The following is a 13,322-nucleotide window of genomic DNA, read 5'->3' as shown; positions in this document are numbered from 1 at the left end:
GAGTTTATGATGACAGAGATTGCAGTTTTATTAGCGGAATATCGGGCGAAAAATGCACCGTCAGCAGTGGAGCGTCTAGCTTTTGTTGGTGTCGCGGACAAGGATGTGTATAATGTTACGGCGCCGTTCGTTGTATCGGATGGGGTTGCGGTGATTGCTGGACGAGTGGAGTCGCGAGACAGCGAGATGGCGGAAATCGGCTTTTTTGAAAAGAGGGACGCGTCGTGGGTATGGCTTGATGGAATGCCCAAATTGGCGCTTCAAGATCCATTCGTGACGCGAATCGATGGGGAATGGATCATTGGCGGCGTGGAAGTGTTTCCAAGTGAAGCTGATCCGGCGAAATTGGCGTGGCGAACTTGCTTATATCGCGGGGCGCAACTCGCGGATTTAATGCTGTTCTTCCAAGGCCCAGTAGGCATGAAAGATTTGCGTTTGAAGCAACTGACAAATGGTGATATCGCAGTATTTACTAGACCACAAGGTGAAAAAGGTGGACGAGGAAAAATTGGTTTCTGTCTTGTGAAAAATTTGGCAGATGTCACCATCGAATTGATCGAGGCAGCGCCACTTCTAGCTCCCCATTTTGCAGAAAATGAGTGGGGCGGGGCAAACGAAATCCACGTATTGAAAAACGGCAAACTAGGCATACTCGCACATATTGCGAATTTTGATCTGGCGGGAAATCGGCATTACTACGCGGCGATTTGTGTCATTGATCCGCAAGATGGGACGATTGTAGCGCCGATGGAGATTATTTCAGAACGCGGAGACTTTTTAGCAGGGCCGAGTAAGCGTCCGGATTTAGTCGACGTTGTGTTCAGTGGTGGATTGATTCGTAAACCGGATGGTACGGCGGATTTATACGTAGGAATTAGTGATGCGGACGCGCAGAAACGCACGATTCGCGATCCATTTGTGAAATTTGAAGGATAGGGAGATTAGGAATTATGAATATATATCGTTATGAGGAAAACCCATTAATTACACCGGCTGATGTGGCACCGCATCGCCCAGATTTTGAGGTGTTAGGCGCATTTAATGCGGGCGTGGCCAAGTATCAAGAGGAAACATTGTTGCTTTTACGTGTGGCAGAAAAACCGATCAGTGCAGATCCGAATATTGTGAAGGCGCCTGTTTTTAATGTAGAGACGCAGAAATTGGATATTCTCGAATTTCGTTTGGATGACCCAATGTATGACTTTGAAGATCCGCGCATGATTCGTACGAAAGATAAATTGGAAGGCTTTGCGTATTTGACGTCGCTTTCTTACATCCGCATTGCGCGCAGTAAAGATGGGCATCATTTTACAGTCGATGAAAAACCGTTTTTGTATCCATGTAATGAATATCAGACGTTTGGAATTGAAGATGCACGTGTGACGCAAATTGATGATGTGTACTATGTGAATTTTAGTGCCGTTTCTGAAATGGGCGTGGCGGATGCTATGGTTTCCACGAAAGACTTTGTGAGCTACGAGTACGAGGGAAATATTTTTGCACCAGAAAATAAAGATGTTTTAATTTTCCCGGAAAAAGTGAATGGCAAATATTACGCGTTACATCGTCCAAGTTTGAAGAGTATCGGGAATCTGGATATTTGGATTGCGTCATCCCCGGATTTGCATAGTTGGGGCGATCACCGACATTTGTTTGGCATTCGCGACGGATATTGGGATAGCGGTCGAATTGGCGGCGGTGCTGTTCCGATTAGGACGGAAGAAGGGTGGCTCGAGCTCTATCACGGCGCGACAAAAGATCACCGCTATTGCATGGGTGCCGTCTTGCTCGACCTGAATGACCCAACGAAAGTACTGGCACGAACAGAAACGCCGATTTTAGAACCAGAAGCAGATTACGAGAAAAATGGCTTTTTCGGCGATGTCGTTTTTGGCTGCGGTACAATCGTAGAAGGCGATATTGTCAAAATGTATTATGGCGTAGCAGATACATCGATGGCTTGCTGTGAGATGAGCTTGAAAGAAATTTTGCAACAATTAAAGGATGAGAATCAATGACTTGGCAGGAAAATTGGCAGAAGTGGAGCGTGGCGTCGGAAAACGATGCGGCGCTTCAAAAACAGATGACGGAATTATCAGACGACGAATCAAGGCGTGACCATTTTTATCGTTATTTGGAATTTGGAACGGGTGGAATGCGTGGTGAACTTGGCTGCGGTACGAATCGGATCAATACATACATGATTCGCTGGGTGACAAGTGGCGTTGCGGCGAATATTGTTCAACAAAAACGGCAAGCAGAAGGCGTCGCGATTGCTTATGATTCCCGCCATTTTTCAGCAGCATTTGCTTTGGAAGCCGCACTTGTTTTAGGTGCAGCAGGTATTAAAGTTTATTTATCGGACACACTTCGCCCCACGCCAGAACTGTCCTTTATGGTACGGGAATGGGGGGCGGCGGCAGGTATCGTGATTACAGCAAGCCATAATCCAGCAGAATACAACGGTTTTAAAGTCTACGGGTCTGATGGTTGCCAAATCACATTGGATGATGCCGCCAAAATAACAGCTTATTTAGCAGCTACAGAAGATTTATTTGCGATTCCCGTTGCGAAGGAGTCGGCGCTCGTTGATGCGGGGCTGCTGGTTAGGCTGGGTGTCAATGCCGATGAGGCTTATTTGAAGCAGGTACGTGCTGTTACCCAAAATCCTGAACTAGTAAAGACGCAAGGTTCGAAATTAAAAATTGTCTATACGCCCCTTCACGGGACAGGAGAGGTGCTCGTTACGAAGAGTTTGGCGCAAGCGGGATTCAGCGATGTGAGTGTTGTGGCGGAACAAGCCATTCCGGATGGTACCTTCCCGACGATAAGCTCTCCGAATCCAGAAGACCATGCCGCATTTGCCATGGCGATAGAAGCGAGTAATGATGCGGACATTCTGATGGCCACGGACCCAGACGCAGACCGGATTGGCGTCGCTGTTAAAAACGAAGCAGGCATGTATCAAGTTTTAACAGGGAATCAACTTGGCGCGCTGTTGTTGCATTATTTAGTAAAACAGCCACATCTTCCTGCAAACAGTGCTTTCATTAAAACGATTGTAACAAGCGACCTTGGCGAGAAAATAGCCAGCAAGTACGGTGTGAAAACATACAATACATTGACAGGCTTCAAATTTATCGGTGAAAAAATCGCAGAATGGGAAATGTCAGGTGAGGCCAAATTTCTGTTCGGGTATGAAGAAAGCTACGGCTATCTAGTCGCGCCATTTGTACGGGATAAAGACGCTGTTCAGGCCGCACTTTTAACAGCAGAAGTAGCCTTATTTTACAAGTTACAAGGAAAAACACTATACGAAGCGATGGAAGCCATTTATCAAGAATTTGGCTATTACGCAGAATCGCTTCATACCATCACAGCAAAAGGAGAGCAGGGTGTAGCGCGAATACAAGCGATTATGGAAAACTTGCGCACCGACGCGATGCCAAACTTAGCGCTTGCGTCTAAAGAAGACTATTTGTTCGGCTTAGCCACCAGCTTGACGACAGGTAAAGAAGAAAAGATGCGCTTACCAACCTCGAATGTGTTGAAATTCTACTTAGAAGATGGGTCATGGTTCTGCGTGCGACCGTCAGGAACAGAGCCGACATGCAAATTTTATTTTAGCAGTACAGGAAAAACAAAAGAACAGGCGATAAGCGCATTACAAGCACTTGAAAAAATCGTTTTAACCTGAATGAAAAAAGAGCATCCACAACCGTTCTCGCGTGGGTGCTTTTTCGTATGGCGGGTTCAGCTGTTTAGACACGAAATGTTCATACTTTCGCAATGCAAAGCGGAAATATATTATTTTTCTCGAAAAAATGTGTGTTACGATTTAAAAGAAGTATTAATTAAGGAAAGAGGGAAAGTTAGTGAGAATCTATAAAGGAATTGTGTTTTTTATTGTATTATTTAGTATGTTAGTTGGGGGAATTACATACCACGCACATGCAGATGAAGTAAAGACTAAAGAAATGTATGTGTTAGAAAATCCGACTTGGTTATTTAATGCCGGAATGAGTAAAGGTGTTACACAAGATAAGCAAGATTTAGGCATTGTTTTACCAGCTAATACAAAATTAGAAATTCGTCAAACAAACCCAAATTTTAAAGGAGATTTAGTATTAGAATTACTAAATACGGATGCAAAAAAAGAAAGCGAAGCATCATTCAATTCAGAATGGAAATCAGTTAGTAGTGAGTACACGGCTGTCCCTTTTGTGAGAACGACTTTCACAAGTGAAGCACCGGTGATTGAGTATAAAGTAACGGACACGATGACAGAACTGCCGACCTATTCAAAAGATACCAATGAGGATACGTACTTTCAAAAATGGGATGCATCTGACGCGGCTTTCGGGCTGATTACAACAGATTACGTCCAAATTCTGATACCAAAAGAAGATAAAGCCTATTTGAAAAAAATGGACAAATTTTCTTCTATAGATGGATTGGTGAAGTATTACGATAGTGTATTTGAAAAGTATAATGAGTTAGCAGGGTTATCCTTTCATCCAGCGAGAGCGACAGATAAAAACATTCCAAATAAGTACTTTATGAAGGCAGATGCTGCGTCAACTCCTACAGCTTACTATGGCCCTTATTATTCAGGTGCGAAGGGAAGTTCAGCCAAGACTTACATGGATGCAGACTTTATTGCTTTACATGAGATTGCGCACGGATATGAAGGGAATTTTAAAGAAGCATCTTTGAATGTGAATGAGGCATGGAACGAACTTTATTGTATTGGATTTCTTAAAAATGCGGTAGGTAATGGTCTAGAGTCAGATGGTTGGTTGCTTAGCTTTGGTGGAAAGGAACTGATTGAGCGGAATGTTGAAAATAATTGGCATGTTAATCCCCAACCGATCAATAGTTGGCTAATCTATTATAAAACCATCTTTTTAGCTACGGTTCAAGAGAAGACAGGAGACCAAGCGTTCATACATTTTAATCAAGAATACCGCAAAATGGTCTACGATGGATTGGAAATGAAAGATAAACAGAAGTTACTAGATTTAATTTCAAAATATTATGGTGAAACTAGTAAATTTGATATTACACCAGCAATCAAATCAGTACAAGGTAGCATATCAGACAAGCAAGCAGAGGATAATCGATATCATAATTATACACCTGTGGCTTCCCTAAATGAGGTAGTTCCAAGTAAAGATGTCGCTGGTTTACAGAAACAATTAGGCCTTGTTTTTCCATTTTCGTTGGTAGATACGGATCAATTAGCAAAGGTATCAAGTTTATCAGGAGAAGCACGACTCAAGCTTGATATCAATGATTTTTCACAAATAGAAGGTGAAGATATCACCATTATGAATGGATCAAAGGTAGTGCGGAAAGTAAAAGTTACATCACCTGATATGGTTATCGATAACTTACCAAATGGCATCTATACGATGTATTTACCCTTAGGTAAATCGATGAAATACGCTGTATCGGAGCATTATTTACGAATTAAAGAATCAGTAAATAATGTCACTATTAAGTACACCGAAAAGCAAGCAAGCCCACTGGCTAATCAAGATATTCATTTCCTTGGTTTAGGTGATAATAATTATGCATTGGCATCTGTTGACATTAGCCGAAATGAAATAGAAATCAGTACGTCTGCAAAGGATCCGCATTCTTATTTTGGATCGGATATCTATTCTAAAATAGAAGTTTTAGATGAAAATGGAAATGTAACCTATACTAAAATTATGACAGGTGCGAATACAAGTCTTGGTAGCGTAACAACACATATTGAGCCTGGCTACAAACTGCGTATTTATCACATCGAACCGAATCGTTTGCTAGTAGATGGTGTATCGATGAAGCAAACAACAAGCATTTTTAATGTGACAAAAACAGGCCTCGTAAATGAGGATGGCACTACCAAAGATACATTAATTTCTAAAATCGAGAAAGCGGCTTTGGAGATTCAATCTAACCCGCTTATGATGGCGCAATCAAATGTGGAGAGAAAAAATGATCTAGGATTGGCTATTTTGGCGTTGGCAGAACCAGAACGGAGTACCTTATTATCAAAATATGCAGACATAGCCAATGCAAGTCTTCCTGAAAAAATGGTGACAGACATCACGACGTTGAACACAGTCACACAAAAGGCAGGAAAAATAGCGGTTAATATACTTCCAAAAGAGGCGTCTCAAAAGGTTACATTCGTGTCGAGTGATCCCTCTGTTTTAAAAATAAATAGTGCAGGCGAATGGGAGACAGTCGGTGCTGGGAACGCCAATATCATCATTACTTCTAACATGGATGAAACACTACAAACCATAATACCAGTCGTCGTAGAGGTATCAAATGATGCTTTGACAGTGAAGCCCTACCGTGTTGGAGAAAGCGATATAACGGGTACATTTGGATCGAATATTTGGAAAGTGAGATTGTGGATTAATGATAAAGTAGTCGCACAAGCAACAACAAATGCAGACGGAAGCTATCAATTTGCGAACGCATCCAGCTTTGTGAAGTTAGCCACTGATAAAGTGGAGGTTGTGGGCGTAGACAAAGCATACGTTGAAAAAAATCGTATTCAGGTTCCAGTTGAGAAAGCCGCAGATTACGATGCCCACTTAACAGCGAGCACCTTTAATGACACCATGACACAGCTGTCAGGGACATACGGTAAAGATATCTTTAAAGTTCGTCTATGGGTGAATGACAAAGTAGTAACGCAAGCGACAACAAAAGCAGATGGCACGTATGAATTCCCAAATGCATCTAGCTTTATCTCGAAGAAAACAGATAAAGTAGAAGTGGTTGCTGTTGACTCGCAGTACAACGAAATTACCCGAATTGAAGTGACGCTTGACGGGAATTGGGACCCTAAAAATAAACTGACAGCAGAAGATTATTTTATACAAGGATCTTACCTATCTGGAACATATGAAAGCGATATTTATAAGGTTCGTTTATGGGTCAACGGAGCAGTAGTGGCACAAGCAAGTACAGAGAATGGTAGCTACAAGTTTAAAAATATTAGCTCATTCATTTATGATGGTGATGCTGTGGAAGTTGTGGCTGTGGATAAGCAGTACAAAGAAATAAATCGAATTCAAGTGAAAGTTGCAACAGACATAAATCGACTCATCATAGGTGCTAACTATTCGCTTGGTAATAAGGCTTTGATCGGGACCTATGGCAGCGATATTAAAGCGATAAAACTATTCGTTAATGGAAAATTTGTACAGGACGTGACACTAGATACAGCAAAACTCACGTATGAAGTGGATAAAGCGGATACCATTATTTTAAAGAAAACGGATAGTGTGTGTGTGAAGGGATATGATAGTTCTGGTCAAGAAATAACACAATTCATTCATGGCGTCAAATAAGTGAGGAAAGAAAGTTATGTAACAAGAGCCGAATGAAGGCTTCGTTACATAACTTTTTTTCTATTTCTAAAAATCAGGATGAAGGAGGTACATTTTATGTATCATTGCGGTATACTTAAGCTATTCAGAATGGATAAATGCTTTTTTGGAGGAATAAAGATGAAAATATCAGATATGAAAAATCTTGGTAGTGTGAACGAAGAAAAACTTAATTCTGTTGGTGTGAAATCAGCGGAAGAACTTCAAGTGCTTGGGACGGAAAAGGCGTACTTACTCGTCAAAGATTTAATAGATGATGATGCATGTTTACATTTTTTGTATGCATTAGAAGGGGCAATTCAGAATATCCCCAAAAAGAATATTAGTGCAAAGCGTAAAGAAGAGCTAAGAGCGTTATATCAACATGTTAAAAACGGCTGATAAGAATTCATTGACATAGCGAATTCTTATCAACCGTTTATTAATTACGCAATGCTTTCACAGTCTCTTCGTCAGGTGTTACAAAATAAGTCGTTTGGTTATCATACGTAACGTACCCAGGCTTGGCACCGCTTGGCTTTTTCACATGCTTGATCAGCGTTGCATCGACTGGAACTGATCCTGAGAGCCGCGCTTTGGAATAAAATGCGGCAATCATCGCGGCCTCCGTGATGGATGTATCATCAGGATTCGCGTCTTGAATCACCACGTGCGAGCCAGGCAAATCTTTTACGTGAAACCATAAATCGGAATTTCTAGCCACTTTGTTCGTCAAATAATCATTTTGCTTATTGTTCTTACCGACTAAAATCGATAAACCAGTGCTTGACGTATATTTTTCGAGTGTCGGATTCTGGTTCGGTTTCCGGCTTCCTTTTTTCTGTTTATACTTGATGTAGCCTTGTTCTGCGAGCTCCATCCGGATTTCTTGAACGTCTTCTGGTGAGGCATCTTCGAGTTGTTGTTGCACCGTTTCTAAATAGGCAATTTCCTGTTCGGTCAGCCGTATTTGCTCATCGACAAATTTAACGGCTTTCTTCAATTTTTGGTATTTATTAAACAAAAACTGGGCGTTTTGAGGCGGCGATTTACGAATATCAAGCGGAATCGTAACCGTTCCCATATTCTCATCGTAAAAATTCTGTACCTCAATTTCCGTCATGCCACGCGATACGAGATGCAAGTTTGCCGTCAATAATTCGCCAAAAACCCGAAACTCGTCCGCGCGTTCCGTATCAACAAGCGTTTGCGCCAATTTCTTCATTTTGAGACGATCGCGATCAATCTCATTAGCAAGCAGACGCTCCAAGTCATGTGCGATTTGATGCACACGGTCTCGCGTCGCCTTCCCGCCATAAAAACGATCCAGTAAAGCACCGAGAGAAGCTGATTCCGCTGTTATTTCCGTGTCGGCTAAGCGCATGAAATAAAAATCCTCTTTCTCATGCTTCGTAAAAAGGTTAGGCTCTGCCGGTTTCGCACAGTCTTCCATCACACTAAAAAATGCTTGCGGTAACGTTTCACGATTCACTAAACCAGCCCGAGCGACTACTTCATTCGCGAGTAATGGACTGAACCCAGCGACATTTGCTACGATTTGTTTCGACATTTTGCCAGCGTTAAAATCAAGTTTTGCTAGCAGCGCATCTTCGTTCACGTTCCACGGGTCTAATTTATCAGAAGAAGGGGGTAAAATATACGCTGCTCCAGGTAAAAGCGTCCGATAGCTATTAAAAGCTGGTGAAACATGCTTAATACAGTCGACAATCGTCTCTTTCTCGCGGTCAACCAACACGATATTACTATGGCGTCCCATGATCTCGACATACAAATCGCAAAAACGCGTTTCGCCAATCTCGTCTTTCCCGCGAATTCCAAAAATCAAAATCCGATCATTCGCAATTTGACGAATTGACTCGATAATCGCGCCTTCCATATATTTTCGGAGCAACATGCAAAACATTGGCGGTTGCGCAGGGTTTTCCATCGTTTCTTTCGTGAGTTGAATCCGCGCATAACTCGGATGTGCTGAGATTAGAATGCGTTGATTTTCCCGATTTTTGCGCACGTGTAGTATTAATTCATGCGCAAACGGTTGATGTATTTTCATAATCCGGCCAGTTTCGCACTGCTCGGTTAGTTCTTCGGTCATTGCTTTTAGAAACATTGTATCAAATGCCATAGTCAGTTCATTCCCTTAAAAAATATTATTTCGTTCGATAGTCAATGCTCATTGTACCATCATCTTTTACTTCGTTTATAGTCAGATAAATTTGGCTGTTCATGGTCGATGTTCCTTGTTCTGCATCGATGCGAATATCATCATGTTTTTTGCCGGACTTATCAATATAGCTGATAACAAAGCCGCCAGACTCCACGTCAAAAGGCTCTATCTTTATTTCTTTGACTGTTTCATTTTTTAGTGCTGGAATTGTGGTGATTACTTTGTCTCCATTGCTAATCGTAATGGCTGATGATGTATTCCCACTATAATTTTCACCAGTGATGATAAAGTCCTCTTGGGGTGTGGAAACCGCAAATCGTAACACAAAAGCTAGTACGATAATAACGGCTAAAGTAATACTGGAAATCAAAATATTTTTTTTCATGTTGCGAACCTCTCCTCTTTTTTCTTCCATTGTACCATAAGAACAATAAAACTTGCGCGGGATTGCCGTTTAAGATGTATTCTTCATGAAGTTTTGGTATAATGAGGAGGTGAAATTAGAATGCGAGAGGCTGATCGAAATGGTAAAAAGTATGACTGGGTTCGGGCGAGCAGGGAAGCAATCAGAGAATTTCAAAGTAACGGTAGAATTAAAGGCAGTCAATCATCGCTATTTGGAGACGGTTTTCCGGATGCCGCGAGTGTTTGCCTATTTAGAGGCGAAATTAAAGAAAAGCATCGCGGAACAGGTGAAGCGTGGACGGATCGAATGTGCGGTCACGATCGAAGGCAACAAAGCGACGAAAGAGAAATTGGTCATCAATTGGGATTTGGCAGATGAATACATTCGGTTTATGCGTCAAGCCACGCAGCGCTATCAAATGGAGGACGCGCTGAACATTCAAGAATTACTGCTAGATCCGCGTTTTTTAGAAATCGTGGAGGGCAATGAGCCAGATTCAGAGCTTGAGGAATTGCTAATTGGTGCAACGACTGCAGCGGCGAAGCGACTGGATGAAATGCGGGCAGCTGAGGGCAATGAATTAGCGCTACACTTCAAGCATCACTTGGATACGACCGTTCAGCTGTTAACGGAAATAAAGGCTTTTGTGCCAGAGATGGAAGCGACCTATCGCGCGCGACTAGAAAATCGATTACTTAGCTATGTTGGTGAAGATTTTGATAAAGCGCTCGTTCTTTCTGAAATTGCTGTGATGCTTGAGAAATCAGATATTAACGAAGAGCTCGAACGGATGGGAAGTCATGTGAAGCAGTTTTCGCACATCCTAATGCTCGCAGAACCAGTTGGTCGGAAGCTCGATTTTCTTATTCAGGAGATGAATCGTGAAATAAATACGATTGGATCGAAAGCTAGCCATTTAGAAATTACGAATCGTGTGGTAGAATTAAAGACAACACTTGAAAAAATGCGTGAGCAAATCCAGAACGTGGAATAATTTTTCAAGCAGTATGATATGTAGAAAAGAGGAACGCAAACATGACAGATCGAGGACTTCTCATCGTTTTATCTGGTCCTTCTGGAGTTGGGAAAGGGACGGTTAGAAAAGCAGTTTTTGATGACCCGACAACTTCATTTGAATATTCCATTTCGATGACAACCCGCCAAGCACGAGAAGGCGAAGTGGACGGTGTGGATTATTATTTTCGCACGAAAGAACAATTTGAGCAGGCGATTGCGGATGGGAAAATGCTAGAATACGCGCAATATGTCGGCAACTATTACGGAACGCCGCTTGATTATGTAGAAGAAATTTTGGTAGCTGGAAAAGATGTTTTTCTTGAAATCGAGGTGCAAGGAGCTTTACAAGTGCGTAAAGCGATGCCAGAAGGAATATTTATTTTCTTGACGCCGCCTGATTTAAGTGAGCTCAAAAACCGCATTATAGGGCGGGGTACGGAGTCTATGGATGTCGTTGAAGAGCGGATGAAAGAAGCGCGCCGCGAAATTGAGATGATGAACTCCTATGATTATGCCGTCGTTAATGATATAGTAGATAATGCTGTTCAAAAAATTAAGGGAATTGTTCAGACCGAACACTTAAAAACAGAGCGCGTCATTCATAAATACGAAAAAATGTTAGAGGAGTTGGAATAGATGTTATATCCATCAATTGATAATTTGTTGTTAGTTATTGACTCGAAATACTCGCTAGTAACGGTAGCTGCGCGTCGTGCCCGTCAAATGCAAAAAGATCACGATCCAGGTACAATGGATGATTTCAAATCGCATAAAGCGGTAGGAAAAGCGTTAGAAGAGATTTATGCAGGAAACTTGGTTATGGGGAAAGATAAATAAGTGTGTAGAAAAATAGGCACAAGAATCGTATTTTTGATTCTTGTGCCTATTTTTCTACGTGTAGGTTGCTGAAAATCGAGAAGAAGGCCGGATATTGCCTTAGTAAATCTTGGTTTGGTGAATAAATATGCGTTGTGCCTTCTTTGCGAACATGGATTAGGCCGGCCTCCTTTAACAGTTTGATATGATGGGACATTGTAGATTTCGAAACGGAGTACGTACCGTTTGTCACACGCTGTTCCCCTTTTTGGAGCAGACAGCGAAAGATATCTAGACGAATCGGATCACCTAGGGCTTGGAATAAAACTAATAACTGTTCTGTATGTTGATTATTATTTTTCATAAAAGTATCATAGCACATTACATATTAGTTGCCCATCAAAAAATGTTGTGGTAAAGTGTTGTAGTTCGAAAAAAATCGAACAATATATTCAGAGGAAGAAGGGCGAACAAATGCTAGTTATTCAAGCGAAATTGGAAGTCCAAGAAGATCAGATTGCTGCTTTTTTGAAAGAAGTGGAGCCGTTGATTGTGGCGTCACGCGAGGAGTCGGGCAATATTAGCTACAAATTGACGTGTGCCGTTGAGAATACAACCGAGTTTTATATGATCGAGCAGTGGGAAGATTTGGCTGCGATTGATGCGCATAATAAAAGCAAGCATTTTCAAGCGTTCCAAGCCGGTGTTGGCAGCATGTTGAGTGCGCCGCCGACCATTCAAGTACTCAGTACACTAGAAGGGAAGTAATACCATGTATAAAAATAATGATTTTGAAGATATTATCAAAAACCGCCGTTCGATTCGTACATATGATGACTCGGTGAAAATTAGTAGAGAAGAGATGGAGCAAATATTGACGGATGCGATGCGTGCGCCATCATCGGTGAACATGCAGCCGTGGCGTTTTGTTGTGGTGGAAAGTCCAGAAGGGAAAGCGAAATTGCGTCCACTTGTGCGATTTAACACGCAACAAAATGATACGTCGTCTGCCATGATTGTGATTTTTGGTGATATGAATAGTTTTGATAACGGGGAGAAAATTTTTAGTAGTGCGGTGGAGCAAGGATTGATGCCGGCGGATGTGAAAGAGAAGCAAATGGCTGCGTTGACGCTTTATTACGCGAATTCACCTCGCGAGGAATTGGAACGGGTGGCGTTGATTGACGGGAGCTTGGTTGCGATGCAGTTGATGCTGGTGGCTCGAGCGTATGGTTATGATACGAATCCGATTGGTGGGTTTGAACGGCATGAAGTTGCGGAAGCGTTTGATATGGATATTGAGCGTTATGTACCGGTGATGATTGTGTCGATTGGGAAAGCGACGGATGCGGGGTATGGCTCGTATCGGTTGAGTACGGATGAGACGGTTTTTTGGAAGTAGTTAAAGGGGTCTGTTACTTGTTGTTAAGCAGGGGACAGACCCCTTTTTGTTTTCTTTATCTGCAAGCTAAAAGGAGGCGTGAGCTAACGGATTGCTTAGCCCTCACCTCCAGATTGGAAT

At 42.1% G+C, this 13,322-nt stretch carries 13 protein-coding genes; 10 read left to right on the top strand and 3 right to left on the bottom strand.

Annotated elements, in window-relative coordinates; all coding sequences use genetic code 11:
- Positions 1-9 precede the first annotated feature (9 nt).
- The 5 genes from HCJ54_RS04090 to HCJ54_RS04070 all read left to right on the top strand — a co-directional run bounded on the left by HCJ54_RS04090 (position 10) and on the right by HCJ54_RS04070 (position 7,778).
- Positions 10-936: a DUF1861 family protein gene (locus HCJ54_RS04090; RefSeq protein ID WP_244966898.1), complete on the top strand. Its 927-nt coding sequence runs from the start codon at positions 10-12 to the stop codon at positions 934-936.
- A gap of 14 nt (positions 937-950) precedes the next feature.
- Entirely contained in the window at positions 951-2,018 is a 1,068-nt protein-coding gene (locus tag HCJ54_RS04085; RefSeq protein ID WP_185525478.1) for a BtaManbiosPhlase, read from the top strand.
- A complete protein-coding gene (locus HCJ54_RS04080) occupies positions 2,015-3,697 on the top strand; it encodes a phospho-sugar mutase (protein ID WP_187136728.1) in 1,683 nt (560 codons plus the stop codon). The genes HCJ54_RS04085 and HCJ54_RS04080 overlap by 4 nt, the downstream gene beginning before the upstream one ends.
- A 178-nt stretch (positions 3,698-3,875) precedes the next feature.
- A complete protein-coding gene (locus HCJ54_RS15610) occupies positions 3,876-7,358 on the top strand; it encodes an immunoglobulin-like domain-containing protein (RefSeq protein ID WP_187136727.1) in 3,483 nt (1,160 codons plus the stop codon).
- Between the two features lie 159 nt (positions 7,359-7,517).
- Positions 7,518-7,778 (top strand): TfoX/Sxy family DNA transformation protein, encoded by a 261-nt coding sequence (locus tag HCJ54_RS04070; protein WP_185408877.1) that lies wholly within the window; start codon positions 7,518-7,520, stop codon positions 7,776-7,778.
- Positions 7,779-7,818: 40 nt separating this feature from the next.
- Here the strand turns inward: HCJ54_RS04070 and HCJ54_RS04065 are convergent, their stop codons facing one another.
- The gene (locus HCJ54_RS04065; protein ID WP_187136726.1) at positions 7,819-9,519 is read right to left on the bottom strand and encodes an Rqc2 family fibronectin-binding protein; all 1,701 of its coding nucleotides are present in this window, start codon (positions 9,517-9,519) and stop codon (positions 7,819-7,821) included.
- A gap of 25 nt (positions 9,520-9,544) precedes the next feature.
- On the bottom strand, positions 9,545-9,946 hold the full coding sequence (locus tag HCJ54_RS04060; RefSeq protein ID WP_187136725.1) for a hypothetical protein: 402 nt from the start codon (positions 9,944-9,946) through the stop codon (positions 9,545-9,547).
- A gap of 139 nt (positions 9,947-10,085) precedes the next feature.
- Here HCJ54_RS04060 and HCJ54_RS04055 point away from each other — a divergent pair, with 139 nt between their 5' ends.
- The 3 genes from HCJ54_RS04055 to rpoZ are packed head-to-tail and all read left to right on the top strand — an operon-like array spanning position 10,086 to position 11,821.
- The gene (locus tag HCJ54_RS04055) at positions 10,086-10,961 is read left to right on the top strand and encodes a YicC/YloC family endoribonuclease (RefSeq protein ID WP_187136844.1); all 876 of its coding nucleotides are present in this window, start codon (positions 10,086-10,088) and stop codon (positions 10,959-10,961) included.
- Between the two features lie 41 nt (positions 10,962-11,002).
- The gene (gmk, locus tag HCJ54_RS04050) at positions 11,003-11,620 is read left to right on the top strand and encodes a guanylate kinase (RefSeq protein ID WP_187136724.1); all 618 of its coding nucleotides are present in this window, start codon (positions 11,003-11,005) and stop codon (positions 11,618-11,620) included.
- The gene (gene rpoZ, locus HCJ54_RS04045; protein WP_036064566.1) at positions 11,621-11,821 is read left to right on the top strand and encodes a DNA-directed RNA polymerase subunit omega; all 201 of its coding nucleotides are present in this window, start codon (positions 11,621-11,623) and stop codon (positions 11,819-11,821) included. It begins immediately after the preceding gene.
- Between the two features lie 46 nt (positions 11,822-11,867).
- Here the strand turns inward: rpoZ and HCJ54_RS04040 are convergent, their stop codons facing one another.
- Complete coding sequence (locus HCJ54_RS04040; RefSeq protein WP_187136723.1) at positions 11,868-12,164, bottom strand: ArsR/SmtB family transcription factor; 297 nt, start codon at positions 12,162-12,164, stop codon at positions 11,868-11,870.
- Between the two features lie 110 nt (positions 12,165-12,274).
- Between HCJ54_RS04040 and HCJ54_RS04035 the strand changes: the two genes are divergently transcribed.
- Complete coding sequence (locus tag HCJ54_RS04035; protein WP_036064570.1) at positions 12,275-12,568, top strand: putative quinol monooxygenase; 294 nt, start codon at positions 12,275-12,277, stop codon at positions 12,566-12,568.
- Positions 12,569-12,572: 4 nt separating this feature from the next.
- Entirely contained in the window at positions 12,573-13,202 is a 630-nt protein-coding gene (locus HCJ54_RS04030; protein ID WP_187136722.1) for a nitroreductase family protein, read from the top strand.
- Positions 13,203-13,322: the final 120 nt, after the last annotated feature.

Origin of the sequence: Listeria grandensis, assembly GCF_014322885.1 — a bacterium.
In the GTDB taxonomy this organism is placed as follows: domain Bacteria; phylum Bacillota; class Bacilli; order Lactobacillales; family Listeriaceae; genus Listeria_A; species Listeria_A grandensis.
Note: the sequence above shows the minus strand (reverse complement) of the source record. Positions and strands in the feature narration are given on the sequence as shown.

Coding starts and splice junctions, on each gene's coding strand:
- HCJ54_RS04065 (WP_187136726.1), bottom strand. CDS start 9,519: ATGGCATTTGATACAATGTTTCTAAAAGCAATGACCGAAGAACTAACC.
- HCJ54_RS04085 (WP_185525478.1), top strand. CDS start 951: ATGAATATATATCGTTATGAGGAAAACCCATTAATTACACCGGCTGAT.
- rpoZ (WP_036064566.1), top strand. CDS start 11,621: ATGTTATATCCATCAATTGATAATTTGTTGTTAGTTATTGACTCGAAA.
- HCJ54_RS04040 (WP_187136723.1), bottom strand. CDS start 12,164: ATGAAAAATAATAATCAACATACAGAACAGTTATTAGTTTTATTCCAA.
- HCJ54_RS04070 (WP_185408877.1), top strand. CDS start 7,518: ATGAAAATATCAGATATGAAAAATCTTGGTAGTGTGAACGAAGAAAAA.
- HCJ54_RS04030 (WP_187136722.1), top strand. CDS start 12,573: ATGTATAAAAATAATGATTTTGAAGATATTATCAAAAACCGCCGTTCG.
- HCJ54_RS04055 (WP_187136844.1), top strand. CDS start 10,086: ATGGTAAAAAGTATGACTGGGTTCGGGCGAGCAGGGAAGCAATCAGAG.
- gmk (WP_187136724.1), top strand. CDS start 11,003: ATGACAGATCGAGGACTTCTCATCGTTTTATCTGGTCCTTCTGGAGTT.
- HCJ54_RS04060 (WP_187136725.1), bottom strand. CDS start 9,946: ATGAAAAAAAATATTTTGATTTCCAGTATTACTTTAGCCGTTATTATC.
- HCJ54_RS04035 (WP_036064570.1), top strand. CDS start 12,275: ATGCTAGTTATTCAAGCGAAATTGGAAGTCCAAGAAGATCAGATTGCT.
- HCJ54_RS04080 (WP_187136728.1), top strand. CDS start 2,015: ATGACTTGGCAGGAAAATTGGCAGAAGTGGAGCGTGGCGTCGGAAAAC.
- HCJ54_RS04090 (WP_244966898.1), top strand. CDS start 10: ATGACAGAGATTGCAGTTTTATTAGCGGAATATCGGGCGAAAAATGCA.